This window comes from Tepidibacter sp. Z1-5 (assembly GCF_037844525.1).
Classification (GTDB): Bacteria; Bacillota; Clostridia; order Peptostreptococcales; family Peptostreptococcaceae; genus Tepidibacter_A.
Map to the genome: position 1 here is coordinate 1 of NZ_JBBMMD010000043.1, position 24,535 is coordinate 24,535.

Genomic DNA, 24,535 nt, shown 5'->3' on the forward strand with positions numbered 1-24,535 from the left:
ATGGATAAAAAATCCCGAAATACTATTTCTTATACTCTCTATCTTAAAAAATTAAATATTGCAATATTCCTGTGACCTTTGCAACTCCTTAGCTTGATGGCTATGTGGTTCTACCCCTAAAAGCAAAGAAATATCAGAATCAGAGGTAAAGAATCAGTTATTAAATTCGAAACTGAATAATACAGAAGCCTATACTGCAAAAGCACATACTTTCTATGTACATTTTTATAAGCAATTTGAAGTTGGGAATACAAATTGGTATCCTGAACTAGATATTTATGTAAAGTGTCAAGGATCAAATAGAGCCTTTGTTGGTATTTCTGATTTAAATTTAAATCGTTCATACAAATATGAATCTAAAAAATTTGATGGCAAATGTCAGGCAAAAGTTGAAAATTCTAAAAGTGTTTATTGGGTAGTGAATGGAGATTTTTATGAAAATGGGAATACTTCTAGCACATTTGGTGGTTCTGTTGGTGTAGATGAAACTGCAACTCTAAACTTTTCAGTTACTTCATCAAATAATCATTTCGGATACGTATATAAAACTGGTTATATAAAAAACAGATAAGTTTTCAATCTTTATATAATTTTTAAATATTAAAAATATGCCACATTAAAATGGAGTGAACAGTTTGAATATAGATATATTTAAAGTTCTTTTTTTTCTTGACTTGGTGTTTATTTTATTCGTTCCAAGTATATCTAAAGTATTTACTAGGTCAGGGTCTCTTTTAGACTACCTAATACCTTACTGTAGCAGTTTTTTATCTTTGCTAACAATTGGTATACTAATTGGTTATTTATGCATTAAGAAAATTTCTTAAATATAGTTTTTGATCAAAAAAGTAGAATCACAACGAGGGTTCTGAAAAAAACAGGCTATTTTTATAAGATTCAAAAAATAAAGAAGAACTAAATTGATATATATCGTAAATATCAATTTAGTTCTTCTTTGCCTACATATCATATTCTTGAATTTGTTCACCATAAACAATATCAATGAATATATCGATTAAGGGGGGACACCTATAGCCATGAAGCCAAATAAATGACTTTCACTTCGCATAATGTTACGATATCAGATAAGATACCATGGCAAAACAAATCCATCAATAAAGTCATAAAATTAGGCTAGTGTTAAGCTGAGTAATCTTTGATTAGGAGAGGCTTAAGACTAGCCTTGGTTATAGTTATAGATACATTTTAATTAACCATACACTAGGCTAATTTTAGGCTGACGAGCTTTGCGAGGAGATGCCTAATATTAGCCCGATTGAGGTAGTTGCTTTATCAAATTAATATATTTATATGCCATGGCAATGGCAAAACAATTTCTTTTCGCAGCTGCGGCTAAGATGTTTTTAATATAAAGCCATGGCACAAATTTTCATAAATTAATTATTGAAAATAAAACCATTAACAATTACAATATATTCAATAATTAATTTATGAAAGAGATGATTTTATGAGTAATTTAAAAGATAGAATTATTGAACTTGAAAAAGAAAATGAAAACTTAAAAAAGTACATAAAAGAATTAGAAAACAAGTTAAACACTAAAACCAAGAATGAAAGAAATGCTGGAAGAAAGAAAAAGCTATCAGATCAAGAAATAGAGCAGATAAAGATGTATCGTATTCAAAAGAAAACTATCGAGGAAATAGCTCAAATGTTCAATGTAAGTGTTGGTCTTATTCATAAAACATTAAAGAACAATGAGAAACCAATTGAAAAAGTAGCTAAAATTGAGATGTGGCTTAGGATAGAAAATAATAATAAATTTGTAAGAGGGAAAACGAAAGTTAGGGAAGCTATTGAACGGTACCTAAGGTTTAATTATAAAATGGAAAAGCAAGATCCTAAAGGCTGCGAGTATATATTTTATGTCCCATATAAAGATGCTCAGGATTTAGAAAAAACAGTTTATGATGCAATAGGTGAAATGGATATGGAGGCGGATTTTAGAAATTGTTTTATTGAATGTGATGTTAGATGTGATGAATTGGGGCTTAGTTGGTAAGGAGCCATGGCAATAGCTCACGCATAAAGGAAAGGAATAGAGTGCAGACCCACACACCCTATTCCTATTTTATTTTAAACAAGTAACCCAGCAAGACTTGAATTAACATTTCCTTTGTCCCTCAAGCAATATTAATTCAAATCTTGCTTAGTGCAGATATAATATCAAAGAGTTTATGTACTCAAAGCATCTCTATTTAATTGACCGCTATCTCGGTCATTTAATGGGTATGTATTGTAGTTTTAAAATATTAAATGTATATCCTTAGATTTAATAAATTCTATAAATTCCGTTGTATCAATTAATTTAGTATTTTCCTCAATTGATCCATCACTCTTTTTCAATGTATATTTTATATACCTTGAATTTGTTCTAACTCTATTAATTATTTGGATACCTTTAGGTTCATCTAAAGCATATAACTGTTTTAGTATCCAGTCATTAGATTTAAATGTTACACTGCATGATTCTTTATGTTTAAATTTATTAATAATACCAGCTATGTTGTCTTTTTGATAGAGTGATTCCTTTGTATTCTTTATATATTTATAACAGTCCTGATCAAACGTAAAAACTGTAATGCTTTCTATTCCTTCGTAGTAATACATTAGTAAGCAACATAATACACAGATTGATAGCTCTCCTGCATTTTTTCTCTTTGCTCTTTTTCCTGGTTCTACATTTTTTTCTTTAAGTATATTATCGTATAACTCATCTATAAAATTTTCATAATCTAATTCTTCTTTATCCTCTTCTGTTGCTATTAACCTTCTAATTTCCCCCATTATTTTACCCATGCATGATGAGCTGGCTTGGAAAAGCAACATTAACTCAAAATCTTTGTAATTAGCTAAATCTGAATAGTTTTTCTCATCTATTATATAAACATCTTTCTTAGTAGCAATATAATCTAAACAGTCTATTCTTGTTTGACCATCATTGATCTCTACCTCTACCCATTTAGGGATTAAGATAATATCATAATCATCAAATAGATGTAATATATCTGTTTCATTATTTATTCTTACTAAGAAATCCATTAGATTATTATCTATAACACCTATTTTTAAGCTACTTCCGCTTTTTAGTCTATCTTTAAGTTCTTCAAAATCATTTTTCTTCATAAGCAATGTCCCCCTGATAAATTAGAAATCTTTAGTTATACTCTTTTTTAATCCTTCTAAATATTTACGATTATTTTCGTGATAAGTTACTTGGGGATTAGCTTTTACTTGTTCTTCAATTAAAGAATCTATATGTCCAAGGTTAACTAAATTTGAAGGTCTTACAAGTTCTGAGTCTAACTCTAGTTCATTAAATTTTTCTATAAGATTTACCGGTTTTTTATCTATATATTTTAGACATAAAGTTTTTAATTCCTGATTTTGATATCTATCTGCACACTCATATAGCTTAACTAAAATAGCTTTATATGGAGCTTTGTACATATCAATGCATTTCATTATTTTATCTATAAAATCTCCTTCTAATTCAATGTAATATTCAAAAACATTTCCCAATAACATACATGCTGCAAAATAGTCTGCTTTACGTTCAATTAAAGGAACATCTACAACATTCATTTCTCTATATATTTGTTCTGTATTTAAATTTTCATCAAATAATATATGATATACCTCATGCCAAGCTACAAAATACTGATAAACCCTTGGTTGGGCTGTATTTATTATTGGGATTTTTTTATTATTTCTTACCTCGACTTTTCCACCTAAATACTCATCATCTATTGGAATTTGAATTAGATTATAAGTTTTTAGAATATTTAATGCTAATTTTTCAGGAGAAAGTATATTGGCTTTGTTATATCTTTTACCTATTTCGGCTACACAACCTCTAATATCTTCATCAATTTCTTTATTTATTTTTATGATTTGGTCTAGGTTTTCTTTTGTTATTCTAACAGCCATTTTATCACCTCCAATTATTTATAATATATTTCATATAAATCTAATACATTGTCTAGTATTTCTAATGCATTGTTAGCACTTTTACTTCTAATATAATCTTCTGGAGAGTTATTAGAATATGCAACTGCAGCTGTATCAATAATTTGGTTATAATCTTTATAATTAACAAGTTCATCTAATGTTATATTTAATAACTCTAAGATCTTATTTATTTGCGTGCTCAATATTGTTTCACTAGGTGATTCACCTTCAATAATTTGATTTAAAGTTGGTCTTGATACACCTATCATTTTTGCAAATGATGACTTCGTATATCCTTCACTTTTTATAATTTGTAAAATACTCTTACCTATAACTCCTCTTTTTTCAAATATTTTCTTCTTATTCATTTTAATCAATCCTTTTAATTTAATAAAATCCTTTTAATTTATATATGTTTAATACTATTATAATACAAAATGTAAAAAAAATTACACTTTGTAAAAAAAAAATTTACATCATTCAAATATTTAACAGCTTATATCATATCTGTTGTATTTTTAAAGTAATAAATTTGTATGAATTTTTATCAATGTTAGCAAGTATACTTTTGTTTTTGATATGGGAAGTTGGTATTAAAATTTTTTTATTGAATGTGATGAATTGGGTTTAGTAGGTAAGAAGCCATGGCAACAGCTCACGCATAAAGGAAAGGAATAGAGTGCAAACCCAATGCGCCCTATTCCTATTTATTTTAAACAAGTAACCCAGCAAGACTTGAATTAACATTTCCTTCGTCCCTCAAGCAATATTAATCCAAGACTTGCTTAGTGCAGCTCTAATATCAAAGAGTTTATGGATTCAAAGCATTTCTATTTAACTGCCCGCTATCTCGGTATGTTAAGACCTCTAGCTGCTATATTTCCTAGTAGACATAAAGATAAACTTTGTTTAATGAAAAAGTTTTTTCATCTAATGATAGATACTCCATATGAATAGCTAGATCTTAGCTATAGAAATCTAGTAAAGCTTCTAATTGGTTATCTTCGAAATCAATAGATTTTAATTTATAAACTTAACAATAGATTTCAAATATGCTACTCTAGTAGTACACTAAAGTGTACTAGGAGGGAGATTGAATGATTAAGGAAGAATTTGATTCTTTAAAAATAGAAGAGCAAATAACTTTTATAAATTCTAAATTAAAAGAAGGTTTATCTTTAACAAAACTCTGCAAAAACATTGGAATTGCTAGAAGTACAATCAGTGGAAGATTTAAAAGAAATGGATATAATTTAGATAAAAATGATAATGTTTACAAAAGTATTACAAAAGTACACTCAGACGATATATTGGAAAGTAATATAGAAGTGTACGAAAGTACACCAGATGAATTTGCTACAAATAATAATATTATCTCACCTAAAAAAGAAGATTTCATGCAACTTGTAACAGCCAAAGATAAGCTTTTAGACTTAGTAAATATGCATACAGATTTAAAGGATATGTTGGAAGAATACAGACTTAATAAAAATATAATAGATATTCCTGAATTTAAAGTACAAAGCGACAGATTCAAAGGAGAGTTAAAACCTAAGACATTTAAAGTGTACGAAAGTGTACTAAATGACTTTCTAGATTTTGCAAAGGTTCAAGACTATAAAACACAAGATGTAATAAGCCAGGCGTTAGTTGAGTTTTTAGATAGATATAAAAGGTAATACAAAAGTGTACTAAAGTATACTTAAAATAATTGAGATAGACAAAACAGTGAGATTTAAAGTTAAATAGATAATATTAAAAAGGCTGAGTATTTAGAAATACTCAGCCTTTAAAGCTTTTTGAGAATAAAAAAAGGATATTCAAAAACATACTTAGAATTACATTTGTGTAGATATATAAAGATTAATATAATAAATTGTAGTATAATAAAGAAGTCTTTATAATAAAGAAATCTAATGTAGATTTCTTTGAAATTCATAACGGAAATTATAATTTGTGGAAAATTTTCAAGGTATATAATTTCCTATTCATTATAAAAAAATATAGAATATTTTTCTTGAATTATAAAAATTTAAATAAAAAAAGAAGTTCCCCTATATGGTTGGTCGCCTTAGGAACTTCTTTTAGAACGGAGATCTCTTATACAAGAGAACTCATTGATAACTTTTTTATAAAGTTATTATATATTATTATACCCATAGTTTCAATTATTTATAAAGAATTTATTTATAAATTTTATTTGGGTATAGTGTAGGGGTTCTCCGTTCTAAGGTGTAGAAGGGAGATTTTTTTATGGGATTAAGACAGAAAATAAACCAGTTACAACATAGAGAATTTAGTGATAAAGAGATAAAAGAGGTTCAGAAGTTTTTGCAACATATGTTAATTGGATCAGATCTAAAACAGTATATAAAAGTATTTAATAATATAGATTATTATTCAAACGATGTTTACACTCAAAGAAGTTTTACAGGGAAAGAAATGTTAAGCTTTGAAAGACTTAAATACATAATGAATGAGGGATTTGAGCCTATAAACTTGTTTTATAGTGTAAATACATATAAATCTTATGAAAACTCGTCTGATAGCAATATAGGACAGATAACGAATATATTAATAGACATAGATTATAAAAAATCATATTTTAATAAACTAACTAAAGATGAATTTATTAAAATGATGGAATATGAATATTTTGGAACCGTAATTCCTTGTCCATCTGCAATCATATATACAGGGAACAACTTTCACATTACATATAAAATAAAATATCCAGTTAATGCAACTGATAGATCAAAGACATTAGCTAAAAGAATTCAAACGGAGATATCTAATAAGCTAAGTGATTTTAATGCTGATAAATCAGTTAATTTAACTACTTCAACAAGATTTATACATACATATAACTCAAAGACTATGGCGGGAGTATCAGCTAAAATTTATGAGGACAAGTTATATGAACTAAGAGATCTTAAAAACTATCTTCCAGAGTTACCAAGTTGGTATGATAAATGGAAAGAACAAAAGAAAAAGAATACAGGTAAGAAGAAAGTACATAATTTTTTCAACTTATATAACTTACTTGAAACAAGACTTAGAGACTTGGAGAAAATCCAGGAACTTAGAAACTATAGCTGTTATGGTCATCGTGAACTTATATGTTTTTTATATAGAAACTTTGCAATGCAAGTACTATTAATAGGTGATAGTCCAAAAGATGCAGCAAAGCAAGCAGAAAGAATGATGCTTGAGTTTAATTCAAAGTTTAAAAGACCACTTATTGAAAAGAACGTTGAATCAAAGACTAGAAATGTTGAAAGAAAGCAGTATAACTTTAGGAATGAAACTATAATTAAAATGCTTAATATAAAGGATCTAGAACAAAGAGAACTCAAAACTATAATAGATAATAACGAGTATACGAGAAGACAAAGAGAGTATGATGAAAGAAGGAAAGAAGAAAGAAAACAAGCACGTAGAAATAAAAATGGATTAACTAAAAGAGAGCAGGAGAAAAGAGAAAAAATAATAGAAGTTAAACAATTAAAGGAGAATGGATATAAACAAAAAGAAATAGCTGAAAAGTTAGGAATTTCAATACCTATGGTTAAGAAATACTATGCTGAATTGAAAAAGGTATAATGAAATGTCCGTCTTAGATGGGAAGTACTTGTACTTCCCTGTGATGGATGAGTGAAACGATCTCCATCCAGATGTATTTAAGTATAGATATTAGGGGCATTTATTTATATATAAAAGGTATAATGAAATGTCCGTCTTAAATGGGGAGTACTTGTACTTCCTTGTGGTGGGTGAGTGACACGATACCAGACTATGTTTTAGATTTTAGGTTTATTTGGAGGGGTTTTATGCGCTATATAGATTTACCAAAAGGATTAAAAACAAGGGTTAACGGAACTCTTTCTCATATGCTTAGAACAGATTTATTTAAAACAACTGATGAAGTTTATGATGAGTTTGTAGAGAATAAGATATTTAAAACTAAAAAAGGAATTTATTATAATGAAAAACCTTATAAAGAGTATGATGAAGAGGAAAATGAAATAGCAATATGTAAAAAAGAATATAAGCTTGATGAAGAGTTTTTAGATGATATACAAAAAGTTATAGCTGAACGATTTGAGAAAAAGAAACAAAGAGATCAAAAGAGTCAAAAAGAGTTTAAGAAAAGAATGAAAGTAGAAAAAGCTACAGATAAGCAAAAGAAGTATGCAAGTAAACTTTATAACCAGTTTTATGGTGAGAAGAAAAAATTTGATGATAAAGAATATACTAAGCAAGAAATGAGTGATATGATCCAGGAACTTTTAAGTAAGATTGAAAAGGATAGTAAGGTTATAGAGGTTGATTTTAAAGGATATAAAAGAGTTTAATAGACAGGGTGATAAAATGTGGAGCTTAAGAAAGCAAGGACTTATGAAGAACAAATTAGCATATTAAAGTTTAAAAATTTAACAATCGATGATGAAGACTATGCAAAATCTGTATTAAAGAATATTGGTTATTATAAATTAAGTGGATACTACAAGTTTTTTTATAAAGATTTAGAAAATACTACTAAAAAAGAATTTATAGATGGAGCAAAGTTTGAAGAAATACATAATTTATATTTATTTGATAAAGAATTGAGGAATTTATTATTTGACATTATATCAAGTGTAGAGGTTTCGTTTAAATCGTATATTTCATACACTATAGCTCATAAGTATGGGGTTGAAGTTTGGAAAGATAATAGGATCTTACCTGATAATGTTAGATTGTTTATACGAAATGAATTAGATAGATCGAAAAAAAATCCAATTATAAGACATCATGTAGATAATTATGATGGTAAATACCCTGTATGGGTTGTAATGGAGATTTTATCTTTTGGTACAGTATCGAAAATATATGCAGCTTTATCTGATGAGGATAAGAAATATATTGCAGCGTTTTATTATAATCACAAGCGTCAATATATTGAAAAATGGATGGAATCTATAACTAACTTAAGAAATAAATGTGCTCATAATGAAAGGATTTTAGGTGAGGTTATAAATATAAAGATGGATCAATCTATGAAAAAGGGTTATAGAGCTGGAACTCTTTTTATAGTTATTTTATCATTAAAGAAGTTAGTTAATGATGATATTGAGTGGTCATTTTTTATTGATAGATTAATTAGGATATTTGATAATTATAAATTTGAATATCTAGATATATTAGGATTTTGTGAAAATTGGCATGAAATTTTGAAATAAAAAAGAAGGCTACAATTATAACCTTCTTTTTCATATATATCGATTTGATTTTTTTAATTGTTATTATTAGACTTACAGTGGTCCGCTAGTCATTGACAAGAAGCGTTGTAAGTACTATCTCTATTATTATAATCAATTTTCAAAAAAAGGTCAATGTTATTTAATGGGACAGACAATTAAATTAATCAATATTATCGTAAAGTTATTGAGGTTGCTTTTAGGAAATAATGCAAGTAAAAACCACTTGTAAGTTTCAGAATTTTTAGTAATGAATTTTGTTCTGCTATTTGAAATATAATGAAAATTAAAAAATAGTTGAAACTAATCTCAAGAAAATTACAACATATAAGGAATAAAATGTAATAAAAATACATATTTTAGGGTCTGCTCGTTATTTTCTTGTCGATTAAGGGTATTAATGTATATTTTGATTTGATGAAGATATTGAAAACACTAGATTGTTAATCAACTATTCCCTAAAGATATATTTAGGGAATAGTTGAGGTGCCTTAACTTATTATAAATATATACATAACTAAAGGGGAGAACTACATGGGGATATTCTTTAAAAGAAAAAAACAGGATGAAGTAGAACTATACAAAATATTATTTGAAACCTATAACAAAAAAGTATATAGAGTAGCTTACTATATTCTTAAAAATGAAGAGGATGCAAAGGATATAGTTCAAGATACTTTTATACAAGCATTCAATAAGATAGATACACTTAAAGATAAAGATAAAGATAAGTTTGAAAGTTGGATATGTACTATAGCAGCTAATTTATCTAAAGCTCAATACAATAAGAGAAAGAAAGAACTTTTAGTAGAAGATGATTCTAAAATAATTCCTTTCTTATGTGATGATACGGATTTAGATTTACCTGAAAATATTTTAGAAAATAAAGAGTTAAACAGCTACATATTGGAACAAATCAATAGTTTAGATAGTCATTATAGACAAGTATTAATTTTATATTATTATTTAGAACAATCTTATGAAGAGATTAGTAAATCATTAGATATAAGTATAGGAACAGTTAAATCTAGGTTACATAGGGCTAAAAGCTTAATAAAAGATAATCTTAAGAGATATAAAGATTTTAAAAGATCAGCAGTATAATCATGATATGAAAGAGGGTGATGCATATGAAAAAAGATATTTTAGAAGAGATAATAAAAGAGAACATAAAAGAGGATATAGATAAAATAGATGTTCCGAATATGGACGATGTTTGGAATAATATAGAAAATAAAATACAGAATGAAGGTAAAAAAAGAGATAGTCATTTTAATAAAAAAATATCATGTATAATAGCTATAGTAGTATTATCGGGTTATATAAGCATTGGATTTCAAAATCAAAGTCAGGCGAATTTTAGAAGAGTTTTAAATTTTATATATAAAGAAAATGACGAATCTATTGATGTAAGTTTGGATTATAAAAATCCAGATGAAGATATGAGAGAAGAAAATATAAATAAACCTAGTGAAAAAGTATTAGAACTTAAGGATATTCAAAATAAAACGGATTTTATAATAAAAGAACCCTCTTATATTCCAAAGGGATATGGATTAGATAAATGCTTAGGATATGAATATGAAGATGAAATTTTATATATAAAATTGATTTATACAAATGAAAATGACTGCATTGAAATAAAACAAGAGCCTGTTAGAGGAGATTATGCACATTCAATTAAGATGAATCCTAAATATGGAAAAGTAGATCAATTTATAGAAAATGGATTTAAATATAATGTTATAAAAATAAAAGACAATAAATTTAAAATAATATGGGATATGTTTGAAACAAAGTATACAGCTATAGGAAGTAGTGATGAAGAATTAAAGAATTTAGTTATAAGTATAAAATAAGAGCTAGGAAACCCTAGCTCTTATTTTACGTTTATTGAGGATGTTGTACTTTGTTCAGTTTCAGTTTTACCATTCTCTGTGATAATATGAGATACTTTGACTCTATATTTTCCACTTGATGCATCAGTATATATCGTTTCAAAGTTGATTTCATCATCATTAGAATTACTTTCATTCCAAGAACGTATATTTGTCCATGAAGAGCCTCTTTGTTTTTGTAAAGACACTTTCAATTTCAAAGTATCTACTTTAGAAACTGTTTCAGTAAGTGCGCTTATTAGAATTCGTGATCTTCCTAGATCGTCTATAGTTGCCTCACAGTTTACTATGTAATTGTTAGCTCTTCGAGAAGATTTAATTTCTAAGTTTTTAGTTGCAATAATTTTTTCTTCAGCAACTACACCCTCCTCTTGACCATATATAGGTGTAATTAAAAAAGATGTAAATAAAATTAAAGTTAGTAATGTGGATATTATTTTTTTCATGTCAAAATTCCTCCTAATATTAGTATGTTACTTATAAGATAAGACAGATTGATAAAATGTTCCAAAAAAAAATTAAAAAGTTGGAACATTTTATCAGATTTAACTCTCTTAAGTATGTAAAGTTTTTAAATGGCCGTTTAAAACGTACAGTTATATATTTAATTATTAAACATTACAGGAGGATAAGTATTATGAAAAAAACTATAAAAAGAATATCTAGTTTATTCTTAATTTTAACATTGTTTCTTAATTTAAGTATTTCAGCTTTTGCTGAAACAAAGCCAATCAGTTCAACAAATGATAATAATAGTAGTATTGAATTTACAGATGAGGATGGTATAAAAATTAAAATTGATATTATTGGAAATGAAAATAGTAATGAATTTACTTTAAAACAATATAATGATGGAGTTTTAGTTAGCACACTTGAAGGTGAAAAAGGTAGTGCTGTAATGAAGAGAACAGAGGGAAATGAAACTACAATTGTTGACTATAGCGAAGATATAGAAATAAGTAAAAGTAGAACAAGAAGATCTTCAAGTTACAAGAATTTAGGAACAATGTCATATAAAGTAGATGGGAATAAAATCAAAGCTTCTTATAAAGATTCAAAGAGAACAACTACATATGACATTAAAAATTATAAAGGTAAGGTTATAGACTTAATAGGTATAGTGGCTGGTGCTTTTTCTTTACCTAAGATGTTTGCAAAGGAATTTATAGATGGTCTAATTTATGGTGGAGCTCTTTATATTGGAGGTAATTATGTAAAAAAAGTAGTTGGAATAGAAACATTAGCAGCAACAGCAACTGATTATAGATTTGAGATATGTGATGTAGACGATACTAGAAATAGTGAAACTTTTAGAGGTGGAACAGAATATGTAATAACAGAAACTAATAGTAGTAAAATAAATGAGAAATATAAAGATGGTGGTTTTGTAAAATCAGATTTTAACACAGAATCTTTTAGAGATTATTGTCATAAACAAATATTTGGAACTATAGATAATGATTCAAATATTTATTAAATAATAAATAATAAATAATAAATAATAAATAATATGTGTATAATTATACACATATTATTTATTATTTAAAGGAGGAATTTCATGATTATACAAACAATTATTGTATTTGGAGGATGTATATATTTAATTGTAAGTGGAGCATATAAACTTAATAGAAAAAATATAGAACATAAGTATCCGAATACTATAAAAGATAAAAAGGCTTTTTATATATTAAGTTGTAAAAGAGATATTTTTTTAGGTAGCACATTCTTAATTCTAGTTATTAGTGCATTATTAAAAAATGATATATTATTTTACTTAATAGCTATAATTATAGTTGTAGGAGGTATATTTTTATTAAAAAAATTCATGGAAGTAATAAATTGGTAAAATTATAATAAATTCATCTTTACAATTCTATATTTTTAGCCTAAATCATGAGAATCCAACGGAAATAAAACATATGAAAATGGTAAAACAAAAAATATTTAATTATTTATTCATTATCTATGGGCTGCTATCGCAGCCTATTTTTAATTTTGCATTTAAATTTCTTAAAATGCCACAACTTCTTCCCTTAACTAATTTCCTAAACTTCCTTATCTATAACTATTCCTTCAAATCCCATATCCTTAAACTAACAAAAATTCGCTTTATGCTACGCATAGCTCATGTCGCCAACGAGTCCTACGGACTCCGTTGCTCAAAATAGTTGCAAATTTGTTTATTTTAGCAAGTTATTCATAAAGCGAGAATTTTGTATTTCACAATAACTCAGGAAAGGAGGGGTTAATATGGCAATAACAGTAATTCCTATGACTTCTGCTATAAAAATGAAACTTTCTTTAGGACTTGATCCAAAAGGAAATGAAATCGTAAGAACTAAATCATTCGGAAATGTTAAAACAGATGCCGCTAATGATGATGTTTACGCAGTAGCCAAAGCAATAGAAGGTATGCTTACAGGAGTAAATGTTCAATCAATTGATAGAGCAGATGTTACGAATTTAAGTGAGTAGTGAAAAGTAATAAAAATATTGTGAGAGGAGGAATGAAAAATGAAAACAGGTACAACAAATAAAGTATATATGGTGTTTAAAACTTCTGAGGGAGATAAAGCCACTTTATCCGTAGATAGAGTTGACCCAGATATAGATGATTCTAAGATAGAAGAAGTTATGGATCTTATAATTGCAAAAAATATTTTCAAAAGTTCACAAGGAGAAGATCTTGTTGGAAAAGTTGAAGCTAAACTTGTTGTAGAGCAGGTTCAAGCTGTTCATCTTACAGATGCAAAAAAAGAAGCTTAATAATTAAAGGGCTAAGTTTCTTAGCCCTTTAAAATTAAATAAGGAGGTTGTTATGGAAGAACTTTGTACAAATATTGCAAACTTAGGTTTTCCAATAGCTATGTCCGTATATCTATTGGTTAGAATCGAAGGAAAGCTTAACACATTAACAGGATCTATAAATGAACTATCTAAAGCAATAATAACTTTAAAATGAACGGAACATTAGCCTAGTGACTTTGAAAGAGGGTCTAGGCTAATTTTATTTATTAGATAGAATCTTTCTAACCTGTGTTTCACAAATACCGTATTTAAGAGATAGCTCTCTATAATTTGAGCCATTAAATTCTCTTTTGATATTTGTATCTCTTACAGGTTTTAAAATAGTTCTACGAGTTGGAAAATATATACTCGTACCACCAATAAGACTACAAAGCTTTACGAAAGAATCTACCCCAATAGTTGCAGCTATATCCCTATATGAATTAGGAATATCCTTGATACTTAAACTATCCTTCACCTTAACACCTCCAAAATAAAAATCGAAAGGAGCATATCATGCAAAAACAAGAATTTATAAATAAGATACTTCCCAAAGCCTTAGAAGGCTTAAAAAAATATAATATTCTACCAAGCATTACAATAGCTCAAGCAATACTTGAGAGTAACTGGGGAAAGTCATCCCTTTCTATGAAGTTTAATAATTTATTTGGAATAAAAGCGAGGTCAAACACTAGAAAAGCTACTAACATGAAAACTAATGAGTACATAAACGGAAAGAAGATACAAATAACTGCTAAATTTAAAGCCTATGATACTTTTATAGATTCTATCCAGGACCATAATATCCTTTTAGGAGAAGCTAAAAGATATGAAAGAGTTAGAAATTCTAAAGACTATAAAGAGGCAGCAAGAGCACTACAAAAGTGCGGATATGCAACGGACCCAAAGTATCCAGATAAATTAATCCAAATCATAGAGCAATACAAGCTTTATGAATATGACTATGATAATAATACAATTTCTGATTTTGCAACCAAAGCTTATGAGTTCGTAACCGAAAATAATATCTCTGATGGATCAAGACCAAAAGATCCTGCAACAAGAGAAGAAATATGGGTAATGATTTATAGATTACATAAGTTCCTCGATAAACAATAATGCTTTTTAAATTTTTAACTGTAAAACTTGTTTTCTTCTTTTATGGTAAACAAGAAAAAATAATTTTTTCATTTTAAATTTTTAAAAATAAATTCTAACGAGAGGTGATTAAATGTTTTTTGAAAAAATATCATCAGAAGAATTTGAAGAAAGAAAAAAAGCTGGAGAGTTCGGATCAGTAATTGAAGTGATAAAAGATGATGAAGAAGATGAATGCATGATTGAAAATAAAACAAACTCTAAAGCAAATAAAAAGCCTGTAGACGGTAGTATTGTAAAAGTCACATACGAAATACCAAAGATAATAAAACAAGCATTAAAACGCAAATCAGCCAATGAAGATAAGAAGATAAATGAGATAGTAGAGAGTATTTTGTTGAGAGAGATTGAAGATAAGTATTTTGAGGTTTATTGATTTTTTTATGAGAAGTTGATTTATTTTGAAAAATATTCCATACTTAATTAATAGTATAGGTTAATTGAGGTGAATAGTATGAATTTCAAAAATGAAAAATCAAAAATATATACTTTAGGGAATAATATTCTTTCTATGGCATTGATTGTTTTAGCAATAGTTTATTTCATGAATAGAAGTAATAGAGAATTAGCTGATACACTTTTTATAATACAAGAGATTTCTTTGAGTTTGTTTTTGATACTCATGGGTACTGAAAAGATACTTATTAAAAAAGATAAAAAGGGGTATTTTTATTGTATTTTTGGAGGTATTATACTTATAATTTTTATCGTTTCATTTTTAGTTAAGTATTTTTAGATATATTGGAATAGAAGTACGTAAAGCCGTTATGATTTTTGACTTTTCTTGTCTATGTATTCAAGCAATGGCACCACCCAAACCCTACAAAAAGGTAAAGCTAAGAACTCTAACGAGGCCTTAGCTTTTTTATTTGAGTAAAACCAACTAGGGTCTAAAGATTATGGCACATCATCAAAGGCATCCCATCAGGTCGCCATCATCTTCTTATCTCTAGGGTTAAAACAAAACCCCTCTCACACCCCATATTTAGTCTTTACAAGCAATTTCGAGTAAATATAATGAATTATTACTCAAAGACATAAAAAGAGCCTTAAAGCTAAAATAAATGAGTTTTTATAATAAATTATTTTGTATAAGTTTTTTATATAATGATAATTTCTCAGGAAATATATGGATTATTGTTAAAAATATATATAGAAAAAACAAAATTCAGAAAATTTCTGCAAAAACATTGAATTTTCTGAAAATTATGATATAATAATATTAACAAATACCTAAAGAATAGGAGATGATTCCACCAAAGACATTAACTTGAATTATAAGACAATAAAAAATTATAGAAAGGATGATTAAAACAAGATATATAAAACTAGAAACAATTAAAGAATATTAAATAAAGGGGTGAGTCCACCAAAACATGAATAGCTCACATAAGAGATCAACATAAAAAAGCTAGTTCTTAAAAATGAATTTAAGAATTAGCTTTTTTACGTTGCTTAGAAAGAGTCATGATATATCCCAAAAACATGAAAAGAGTTTTAAAGCTAAAATAAATCAGTTTTGTTAATCGACTACAAAAACTATGTCTATCGTGGACAAAAACTATGGATTGCTCTGGCTTTATAATAATAAAGTTTATATAGTGCTATCTTGTAAGAATATATATGAATTAGAGTTGTTGCTCTTTTGAGTGAGATATAAATAAATATATAAATAAATAATAACTATTTAACTACTTTTACTACTTTTCGGACAAGTTGATATATTGAAAATAGTTGATTATAGAAGTTAATGGTGGACAAAAACTATACTTATCGTGGACAAAAGCTATACTTATCGTGGACAAAAACTATACCAAAAGTGGTATGATTATGAGTGGGTGCCACGAAAAATATCATTACATGAAAAAGGGTGAGATAATGACTGACAATAATTTAGTAGTAAAACATAATGCTCTAATAGAAGCCAAGTTTGATTTAAACTTAAATGAACAAAAAATCATTTTATATGCAGTAAGTAAATTAGATAGAACCGAAGAAAAATTTAATATATTAAAAATAGACTTAATAGAATTTACAAACCTTCTAGGAACTACAAATAAAAGATATGATGAGGTTAGAAAACTAGTAAGAGAATTAAGAAAAAAAGAAGTCATTATTAATACAAAAGATGACGAATTAATAACTGGATGGTTAAGTTCTATTCAATTTAGAAAAAGAACTGGAATAATAGAGCTCGAGTTTTCACAGAAATTAATTCCCTATTTACTTCAACTGAAAAAATTCTATACTAAATATGAGCTCAAAAATATCTTGTTTCTAAAAAATAAATATTCTATACGCATTTATGAACTTTTAAAGCAATATCAATCTATTGGTAAAAGAGAATTTAATCTTGAAGAATTAAAAGATAACTTGGGATGCCTAGAAAAATTTAAAGAATTTAGAGATTTTAAGAGACGAGTTTTAGACCCTGCAAAAAAAGAAATCAATAATCTTACAGATATAAATTTTGAATACGAGAAACTAACAAGAGGTCGTAAAGTCATAGGAATTAAGTTCTCAATAGACTATAAAATTGATAAAGAAAAACAACTTATAGACTCTTTATACAGCAAAGAAGAGATAGGAAATATAAAAATAAAAAGTGGTCTTGAAAATGAAAGATTTAACTCAAAACAAATAATGGAACTTTATCAAATAGCAGTTGAAAAAACAAACTCACAAGAGATAGATCCATTTGAATACATGAGACTAAACTATCAAGCAATCATAACAAAAGGTACAGTTAGAAGCACATATGCTTATCTTAAAAAAGCTCTTGAAGAAGACTTTGCAGGAGCTGCAAATCAATTGAAATTTTGTTTTAATGTTTAATTACATAATAAGCCATGGAAGCATCCAAACCATACAAAATGAGAAATTAAGAACTCTAACGAGGCCTTAGTTTTTTTATTTGTGCAAAAACAATCTAGGTCCAAAGACCATGGCAAACCTAAAAGGTCAATCTACAGAGTCGTCATCGTCTTATTATCTCTGGGGTCAAAACAAAAAAATTAATTCAAAATCTATACATTTCAACAAAAAATGATATAATGTAAATATAAACATTAAGTAAACGCTGATAAACACTATGTTTACACTACGTTTACACAAAACAAAGGAGGCGTTTTGATGGAAAAGCAAAATTTAACTACTTACTCAGTTAGAATTTCAGATGAAGAAAAGGAAAAAGTTCAAAGTTTAATAGAAGAATCAGGAATAACATCAAGAGAATTTTTTGAAAATCTAGTAAGTATGTATCAACTCCATAAAGCAAAAGACATAACTAAAACAGGAACAGAAGATATAGAAGAACTTCAAAATCACATAAAGAGAATATATGAAATATATACAAATTTACTTGAAAGAAACGTAAACATCCATGACATGAAAGAAAAAGAGTATACGGAACTACTATCTAAAGAAAGAGAAAAAACATCAAAGCAAGAAGAAACTATAAAAGATTTAAAAGTAAAATTAAAAGAGCAGGAAGAACAATCAAGTCGATATTTCTCTGATAAATGGGATGCAGAGAAAAGACAAAGTGAGCTAGAATCACAATTAAAAGATAAAACTAAAATAGTAGATGATCTTGAGGAAAAAGTAAAAGAGCTTAAAGGATTTAAAGATCAAGTAAATGAATTAAGCCAAGAAATAACTAACTTAAAAGAATCAAATAACAATTTACAAATAGATATAAAATTAAAAGATAGTGAAATCAATAAGTTGACATCAGGTATAGATGATAAAGAAAAGGAAAAAGCGAAGCTTGAGGAAAGAATGAATGCCATGGCTACTGAAAATAAATCCAACATTCAAGCCACTAAAGAAGAATACAAGCAAGAAATCAAAGACCTAAGAGAGCAGCATAAAAAAGATATAGAAGAAATGAGAAAAGAATATGAAGCAAAGCTTCAAAATCTAAATCAAGAACATAATGACAAAATAATAAAAATACTACAAAGTAAACAAGAAGTAAATAATGATAAACACCAGTAAACATAATGTTTACATCAACAAAAAGAATATTAAGAACAGGAGAAAGCTAAGAACTCTAACGAGGCCTTAGCTTTTTTATGTGCGCCCAGCATGGGCGATAACTTGGCGGTGAAAGTTCGCTGTGGGCTTGGTAGTGGGAACCACTAGCCGAAGGCAAGGGTGTCCATCGTGAGGTGGAATCTGAAGGAAGCCTTAGGCAAAATCTCGGTCTGAGGAACACGAATCACATATAAGGCTACTTGAGGTGGACGAGTTTGCATAACAAAACGAAGTCCTACACTATCCGAACCTCAAGTAGTAAATGTGGCAGATATATGAGAGGAAGGTTATCGTTCTTACCTGGGGAGGTCTCAAGGATAGGCTATGGAAATGAATTTTGAAATAGCAACCTATATAGTGATATATAGCTGAACCTTGAGAAGTCAGCAGACGTCATAGTACTTATCTAGTCATGAATAGATAAGGAAGGACTGAACATTAAGGAGGATGAAGAATTTGAAAGATTCAATGTATATGCGTCGACAGCAGAAAACTTCATATGAAGGCTCTAGTGTAAAGAATAAGTTGGAAACTAAAGGTATGCACGGAGTGCCTAGTATATCAATGGTATCGTCAAATGAAACATCCAGTGCAGTTTCAGATAATCTCATGGAAAGGATACTTTCTAGAGATAATATGTTAATATCTCTGAAAAGAGTAGAAAAGAATAAAGGTAGTCACGGAGTGGATGGAATGAAGGTTGATGAACTTCGACCTTTCCTAAAACAAAACTGGGTATCTATTAAAGAAAGTATTCTACAGGGTAAATATAAACCTAATGCTGTAAGGAGAGTTGAAATACCTAAACCAGATGGAGGGATAAGACTTTTAGGAATACCAGCTGTATTAGACAGACTGATTCAACAAGCCATAGCACAAACTCTAACAAATATATTTGACCCGTACTTCTCTGAAAGTAGTTTTGGATTTAGACCAAGAAAAAGTACACATGATGCTGTTCTAAAGGCTAAAGAATATATTAATAAGGGATATAAATATGTCGTAGATATGGACCTTGAGAAATTTTTCGATAGGGTAAATCATGATATTTTAATGTATCGGGTATCTAGAAAAGTTAAAGATAAGAGGGTTTTAAAACTTATTCGCCTTTATCTAAAATCAGGTATTATGTTAAATGGAATTTTAGTCAGAAGTAAAGAAGGAACTCCACAAGGGGGACCACTAAGTCCACTTTTAGCAAATATACTACTAGATGATTTAGATAAGGAATTAGAAATAAGAGGACATAAATTTTGTAGATATGCTGATGATTGCAATATATTCATAAAGTCTAAAAGAGCAGGAGAAAGAGTTATGAATAGTATAACAGTATTTCTTGAAAATAAATTAAAATTAAAAGTTAATAAAGAGAAAAGTGCCGTAGATAGACCTACAAGAAGAAAGTTTTTAGGATTTTCATTTTACAATGTAGGGGGCAAATATTATATTCGAATTCATGATAAATCCATTGAAAGAATTAAGGATAAAATCAAGAAAATAACATCAAGAAGTTATAGTATAAGTATGGAAGATAGAATTAGTAGACTTAATCAAGTTACTATAGGATGGGTCAATTATTTCTCCATTGCGAAAGCAAAGAGTATAATGCAAAATCTTGATAAATGGATTAGAAGAAGGTTAAGAATGTGTATATGGAAACAATGGAAAAAGCCTAAGACTAAAACTAAAAATCTAATATCGCTAGGAATACACAAACACAAAGCTTATGAATGGGGAAATACAAGAAAAGGCTACTGGCGTATAGCCATTAGCCCAATTCTTTCTAGAAGTCTTACCAATAAATATTTCGATTCAATATCCTATCAGAGCCTATCGGCTAGATATCAGAAAATGCAATTAACTTAATGAACCGCCGTATACCGAACGGTACGTACGGTGGTGTGAGAGGACGGAAAATAAAATAATTATTTTCCTCCTACTCGATTTATGTAAAACCAGCCAGGGTCATCAAAGACAATGGCACACCTCAGAGGTCAATCTATAAGGTCGCCATCGTCTTTTTAGCTACAGGGGCAAATACAACAACCCCCGTATCTTATGATTCATCAGCTATACAAACCTATTCAAAAAATTTAAAGAACAAAATTTTTCGCATAGATTTGTATTAACTAACAAGACCAGCTAATACGGGGGCTGTTTAAAAAGTTTAACAATATGCTAGTTGTATTGAAGACGAATTTTAAACCTGGTATATGTTTTTAGCCATAGATTAACAAAGGATATTTTGTATGATTTTAAACTTCTTTTTATGAAATTTATGGAAAATAAAACCTCGATAAACATTGAAATATAAACGTTTGGAAAGAATTACAACACATAATATCAACCTAAACTACAAATAATAATAATACAAAGAGGTAATACTAATAAGTTAAGTAAATGGAGGTTTAACATTATGCTACTTAAAAAGATAAACAAGATGAATACTATACTAAGAAAAAAAGGAACTGAGGGGATAGACTTTAAGCAAGTACTTCTTGATTGCAACCTATTCATAACTCAATCTGATATAAAGGTGATAGACCCTAAAACTATAGATGTTGAATATGAAATAATGGATATTACAACAGATGAAATAATAAAGACTAGAGCTATAGGTAAAGGTCAAAACATAAAACTAGCACAAGATAAAGCATATCAGTATATGCAAAATATGATATTCTCATATACAATAACAAACTCAAACCCTAAAGGATCTAAAGAGAAAACAACTCCAAAGGATAAGCATGAAATAGCAATAGCTAAAGATAATAACGTAGTTGAGATAAAAGATAGTGTTATCAATAGAAATCAGCAAAAGAAACTCTTTGCTATAGCATCGCATGAAAAGATACATGAGGTGATAGAGGATATGGGCTATAGCTCAATAAAAGACATAAGAATATCAGACTTTAAAAGAATAGTTGATATACTAGAAAAAGAGAATATAAATCAAAACCAGGACCTATTAAATCAAGTCCCTAATATAATTATTCCTTTCGGAAAATACAAAGGAAAAAACTTAAAAGACATTATCCAGGATAAACAATATATCGAATATCTATATAAAAACACTAAGAATCAAAATATTAAAGAAGCTAGTGCAGTAGCACTCCAAATATACAAAGCCTAGAGAAAACCTCTCTAGGCTTTAATTATGGCTTATATAAAGGCGACAAGTTGTCACTAATCATTTAGTAGATTGAAAAACAAAATCGCCATAGACAAGCTCCTATAAGCTAAAAAACATAGCCTAAAGGCTATAATTTGAGAATACCCCTCGTATTAGCGATTTCTTCTGACGAAGCGTAGATTATGCAAAGAAATTTTGACCCTATTACTTATCCCTAGAGTTAAAATTTGTTTGAATAATCGGAGTGTAGGAAGATGAGACTATGGTGCGAGGGATATTGAGAAAACTTGATGTAGAAGTGAAAATAAATTTGGCCTGCGAGAGCAGGCCACTGTATTAGCGATAGCTGTATTTTTAATGTGATTATATGTGTTAACTCTAAACTCTAATATTAAGTAAGAATGTATTGGCTAGTGTTAAGCTGAGTAATCTTTGATTAGGAGGGGCTTTATACTGGCCATGGCTATTTTAGCACACTTTAGTATACCTAATATTAGGCTAATTTGAGTTATGCGAAGGTATGAGCATAGCTTATATTAGCCTTGTTAAAGTAGATAGCTTTAATATGAACGTACACAAACTTATTTACTAGGTTTATAAAATTGTATTCTTTGAAATAGTTTGTTTAACATTAAAGACTTTATCAAATGAATGTTTGTTTATTGAAAAATCAACTTTAAACAAATAGATATGGTGGTTTTCATAATCTATTAAGTTATTGTTTTAGGCTATAGTCTATTTAAATTCGTATTTTTTATCTATCATATTTACCCGGTACTGTTAAAGAAACAAAAAGAGCCACGTATTAGTACTATCCGGCATGTAGCTCTTTTTTACACGGATGTCTGATATACCCCATATTAATACCATTAAAATCATTAATAGAGTGTACTTTATTTTATGTTTTTTTAAATGTGTTTTTACTGTATTTATATTCATTATAAATACTCCTTTCAAAGTTCGAAACATTATATCATGGTATTTATCTGAAATATTTCCTAAACGCAAAAGAACTTCGCATAATACTACAATATCAGATCAAATTACTTAGTCTTATTTGAAAAGTCGGAGCATCATAATGAAAATGGACATAAATAAAAAACTTAACATTGGAATGTCTGAAAAAAGAAAGTACAGCGTATAATATAAACTCATAATACAACCAATTAGCAAAGATAACTTAGCAATCCATTTAATATGCATATTCGCCCCCTTTATTAGTAAATTCTTTAATGAATTTGCTATGATTTTTCTATTTTTACAATAAATTCACTATTGATAAACTAATATTTTACAATAAAATTATAAAAAAAGCCCTTAACTAGTCCCTAAAAACGTATTTAAGGATTAATTAAGGGGTACTTTTATGAACGTAATGTTATCTTAGAGATAGTAATGGCTTCTTGTTTATTATAATTTTTTACACATATTTTATTTAATGGTATAATTTTGATGGAACGATATTGAATGAAGGAGCTGAAACAATGAAAAATTTATTTAATTTTAACGGACGAATGAATCGTTTTAAATATTTTGGATATCAACTTTTATTTCTAACTATACACTTTATCTTAAATATAAATAGCTTTTCTTTTACAGAAAATTTTTCTTATAATAATATTCTTTTTCCATTACCCTTACCATACGCTATAATTTTTATTTACCTTACAATCCAAAGATTACATGATATTAATCGTCCTAAATTGCACATTTTTCTGTTACTAATTCCTATATATAATATTTACTTAAGTTTTTTATTATATTTTAAAAAAGGTTCTTATGGATTTAATAAATACGGAGAAGATCCTTTATTGTTATAATAAATTATTCTAAAGTAATTTCGCTCATATATATTATCTTTCTATTTTTTTATAATATAAAGCACTTAAAAATAAAAAAAGCACTTCGCATAATGGGGTAATGCCAGCATCCGTGTCACCAGGGGCAAAGTAGGCTTAAATCCTTTGAAATTGCTTGGGTTCAAATTCTTATTTTTTAAGAATGTTATGATGACTTTTTATATCTCATAAGTTATGTTTAGCTCAAAATTCAATATTTTTTATAAATTATGCCTAACTAAAGCAGTGATAGATAGTAAATTTGGGTGTTTACTTAAACATAATTTATTTTATGTTTAACTCATTTGAGGTTTCGGAATTAAATTACAATTACTTTGCACCCTATGACATGGTTGCTGGTTCTACCCCATAGCCATCAAGCTAAGGATTTTAGAGCAAATTAATTGCCCTCATTCGTTAAAAAATAATATACTAATGCTACTTAAAGTTCTAAGGAGGCAGAAGTAT

The 24,535-nt window shown here is 28.0% G+C and carries 26 protein-coding genes; 21 read left to right on the forward strand and 5 right to left on the reverse strand.

Annotated features, from left to right (window positions below; genetic code table 11):
* Positions 1 to 418: 418 nt before the first annotated feature.
* Both WJW32_RS10425 and WJW32_RS10430 read left to right on the forward strand, forming a co-directional pair.
* Complete coding sequence (locus WJW32_RS10425; RefSeq protein ID WP_340258028.1) at positions 419 to 571, forward strand: hypothetical protein; 153 nt, start codon at positions 419 to 421, stop codon at positions 569 to 571.
* Between the two features lie 897 nt (positions 572 to 1,468).
* The gene (locus tag WJW32_RS10430) at positions 1,469 to 2,023 is read left to right on the forward strand and encodes a hypothetical protein (protein ID WP_340258030.1); all 555 of its coding nucleotides are present in this window, start codon (positions 1,469 to 1,471) and stop codon (positions 2,021 to 2,023) included.
* 242 nt (positions 2,024 to 2,265) lie between these two features.
* Here WJW32_RS10430 and WJW32_RS10435 read toward each other — a convergent pair whose 3' ends face one another.
* The 3 genes from WJW32_RS10435 to WJW32_RS10445 are packed head-to-tail and all read right to left on the reverse strand — an operon-like array spanning position 2,266 to position 4,340.
* Positions 2,266 to 3,147, reverse strand: a complete 882-nt coding sequence (locus WJW32_RS10435; RefSeq protein WP_340258032.1) for a hypothetical protein — start codon at positions 3,145 to 3,147, stop codon at positions 2,266 to 2,268.
* Positions 3,148 to 3,168: 21 nt separating this feature from the next.
* Positions 3,169 to 3,951 carry an ImmA/IrrE family metallo-endopeptidase gene (locus WJW32_RS10440; protein WP_340258034.1) on the reverse strand — a complete coding sequence of 261 codons (783 nt, stop codon included), beginning with the start codon at positions 3,949 to 3,951 and terminating at the stop codon, positions 3,169 to 3,171.
* Between the two features lie 14 nt (positions 3,952 to 3,965).
* Positions 3,966 to 4,340 carry a helix-turn-helix domain-containing protein gene (locus tag WJW32_RS10445; protein WP_340258036.1) on the reverse strand — a complete coding sequence of 125 codons (375 nt, stop codon included), beginning with the start codon at positions 4,338 to 4,340 and terminating at the stop codon, positions 3,966 to 3,968.
* 729 nt (positions 4,341 to 5,069) lie between these two features.
* On the opposite strand from WJW32_RS10445, the gene WJW32_RS10450 reads away from it, so the two are divergent.
* The 6 genes from WJW32_RS10450 (at position 5,070) to WJW32_RS10475 (ending at position 11,071) form a co-directional block, all read left to right on the forward strand.
* A complete protein-coding gene (locus tag WJW32_RS10450) occupies positions 5,070 to 5,651 on the forward strand; it encodes a hypothetical protein (RefSeq protein WP_340258037.1) in 582 nt (193 codons plus the stop codon).
* Between the two features lie 574 nt (positions 5,652 to 6,225).
* Positions 6,226 to 7,575 (forward strand): hypothetical protein, encoded by a 1,350-nt coding sequence (locus WJW32_RS10455; protein ID WP_340258039.1) that lies wholly within the window; start codon positions 6,226 to 6,228, stop codon positions 7,573 to 7,575.
* Between the two features lie 227 nt (positions 7,576 to 7,802).
* Positions 7,803 to 8,327, forward strand: coding sequence for a hypothetical protein (locus WJW32_RS10460; RefSeq protein WP_340258041.1), 525 nt, complete (start codon positions 7,803 to 7,805; stop codon positions 8,325 to 8,327).
* Between the two features lie 18 nt (positions 8,328 to 8,345).
* Complete coding sequence (locus WJW32_RS10465) at positions 8,346 to 9,194, forward strand: Abi family protein (protein ID WP_340258043.1); 849 nt, start codon at positions 8,346 to 8,348, stop codon at positions 9,192 to 9,194.
* 552 nt (positions 9,195 to 9,746) lie between these two features.
* Positions 9,747 to 10,316, forward strand: coding sequence for an RNA polymerase sigma factor (locus WJW32_RS10470; protein WP_340258045.1), 570 nt, complete (start codon positions 9,747 to 9,749; stop codon positions 10,314 to 10,316).
* A gap of 26 nt (positions 10,317 to 10,342) precedes the next feature.
* Positions 10,343 to 11,071, forward strand: a complete 729-nt coding sequence (locus tag WJW32_RS10475) for a DUF4367 domain-containing protein (protein ID WP_340258047.1) — start codon at positions 10,343 to 10,345, stop codon at positions 11,069 to 11,071.
* Between the two features lie 20 nt (positions 11,072 to 11,091).
* Here the strand turns inward: WJW32_RS10475 and WJW32_RS10480 are convergent, their stop codons facing one another.
* Positions 11,092 to 11,556, reverse strand: coding sequence for a hypothetical protein (locus WJW32_RS10480; protein WP_340258049.1), 465 nt, complete (start codon positions 11,554 to 11,556; stop codon positions 11,092 to 11,094).
* A 191-nt stretch (positions 11,557 to 11,747) separates the two neighbouring features.
* Between WJW32_RS10480 and WJW32_RS10485 the strand changes: the two genes are divergently transcribed.
* The 5 genes from WJW32_RS10485 to WJW32_RS10505 all read left to right on the forward strand — a co-directional run bounded on the left by WJW32_RS10485 (position 11,748) and on the right by WJW32_RS10505 (position 14,075).
* Positions 11,748 to 12,587 (forward strand): hypothetical protein, encoded by an 840-nt coding sequence (locus WJW32_RS10485; RefSeq protein ID WP_340258050.1) that lies wholly within the window; start codon positions 11,748 to 11,750, stop codon positions 12,585 to 12,587.
* An 81-nt stretch (positions 12,588 to 12,668) separates the two neighbouring features.
* Positions 12,669 to 12,959 (forward strand): hypothetical protein, encoded by a 291-nt coding sequence (locus WJW32_RS10490; protein ID WP_340258052.1) that lies wholly within the window; start codon positions 12,669 to 12,671, stop codon positions 12,957 to 12,959.
* 404 nt (positions 12,960 to 13,363) lie between these two features.
* On the forward strand, positions 13,364 to 13,588 hold the full coding sequence (locus tag WJW32_RS10495; protein ID WP_340258054.1) for a DUF1659 domain-containing protein: 225 nt from the start codon (positions 13,364 to 13,366) through the stop codon (positions 13,586 to 13,588).
* Between the two features lie 39 nt (positions 13,589 to 13,627).
* Positions 13,628 to 13,879 carry a DUF2922 domain-containing protein gene (locus tag WJW32_RS10500; RefSeq protein WP_340258056.1) on the forward strand — a complete coding sequence of 84 codons (252 nt, stop codon included), beginning with the start codon at positions 13,628 to 13,630 and terminating at the stop codon, positions 13,877 to 13,879.
* Between the two features lie 52 nt (positions 13,880 to 13,931).
* The gene (locus tag WJW32_RS10505) at positions 13,932 to 14,075 is read left to right on the forward strand and encodes a YvrJ family protein (protein WP_340258058.1); all 144 of its coding nucleotides are present in this window, start codon (positions 13,932 to 13,934) and stop codon (positions 14,073 to 14,075) included.
* Between the two features lie 45 nt (positions 14,076 to 14,120).
* Here the strand turns inward: WJW32_RS10505 and WJW32_RS10510 are convergent, their stop codons facing one another.
* Entirely contained in the window at positions 14,121 to 14,378 is a 258-nt protein-coding gene (locus tag WJW32_RS10510) for a Mor transcription activator family protein (protein WP_340258060.1), read from the reverse strand.
* A gap of 38 nt (positions 14,379 to 14,416) precedes the next feature.
* Here WJW32_RS10510 and WJW32_RS10515 point away from each other — a divergent pair, with 38 nt between their 5' ends.
* The 8 genes from WJW32_RS10515 (at position 14,417) to WJW32_RS14940 (ending at position 24,049) form a co-directional block, all read left to right on the forward strand.
* A complete protein-coding gene (locus WJW32_RS10515) occupies positions 14,417 to 15,019 on the forward strand; it encodes a glycoside hydrolase family 73 protein (RefSeq protein ID WP_340258062.1) in 603 nt (200 codons plus the stop codon).
* Positions 15,020 to 15,131: 112 nt separating this feature from the next.
* The gene (locus WJW32_RS10520) at positions 15,132 to 15,434 is read left to right on the forward strand and encodes a hypothetical protein (protein ID WP_340258064.1); all 303 of its coding nucleotides are present in this window, start codon (positions 15,132 to 15,134) and stop codon (positions 15,432 to 15,434) included.
* 78 nt (positions 15,435 to 15,512) lie between these two features.
* Positions 15,513 to 15,794, forward strand: coding sequence for a hypothetical protein (locus WJW32_RS10525; protein ID WP_340258066.1), 282 nt, complete (start codon positions 15,513 to 15,515; stop codon positions 15,792 to 15,794).
* 1,094 nt (positions 15,795 to 16,888) lie between these two features.
* Positions 16,889 to 17,893 carry a replication initiation protein gene (locus tag WJW32_RS10530; RefSeq protein ID WP_340258068.1) on the forward strand — a complete coding sequence of 335 codons (1,005 nt, stop codon included), beginning with the start codon at positions 16,889 to 16,891 and terminating at the stop codon, positions 17,891 to 17,893.
* 297 nt (positions 17,894 to 18,190) lie between these two features.
* Complete coding sequence (locus WJW32_RS10535) at positions 18,191 to 19,057, forward strand: hypothetical protein (protein ID WP_340258070.1); 867 nt, start codon at positions 18,191 to 18,193, stop codon at positions 19,055 to 19,057.
* 486 nt (positions 19,058 to 19,543) lie between these two features.
* Positions 19,544 to 20,962 (forward strand): group II intron reverse transcriptase/maturase, encoded by a 1,419-nt coding sequence (ltrA, locus tag WJW32_RS10540; RefSeq protein ID WP_340258072.1) that lies wholly within the window; start codon positions 19,544 to 19,546, stop codon positions 20,960 to 20,962.
* 550 nt (positions 20,963 to 21,512) lie between these two features.
* A complete protein-coding gene (locus WJW32_RS10545; RefSeq protein WP_340258074.1) occupies positions 21,513 to 22,229 on the forward strand; it encodes a hypothetical protein in 717 nt (238 codons plus the stop codon).
* Between the two features lie 1,484 nt (positions 22,230 to 23,713).
* A complete protein-coding gene (locus tag WJW32_RS14940; protein ID WP_445330234.1) occupies positions 23,714 to 24,049 on the forward strand; it encodes a DUF805 domain-containing protein in 336 nt (111 codons plus the stop codon).
* Positions 24,050 to 24,535 lie beyond the last annotated feature (486 nt).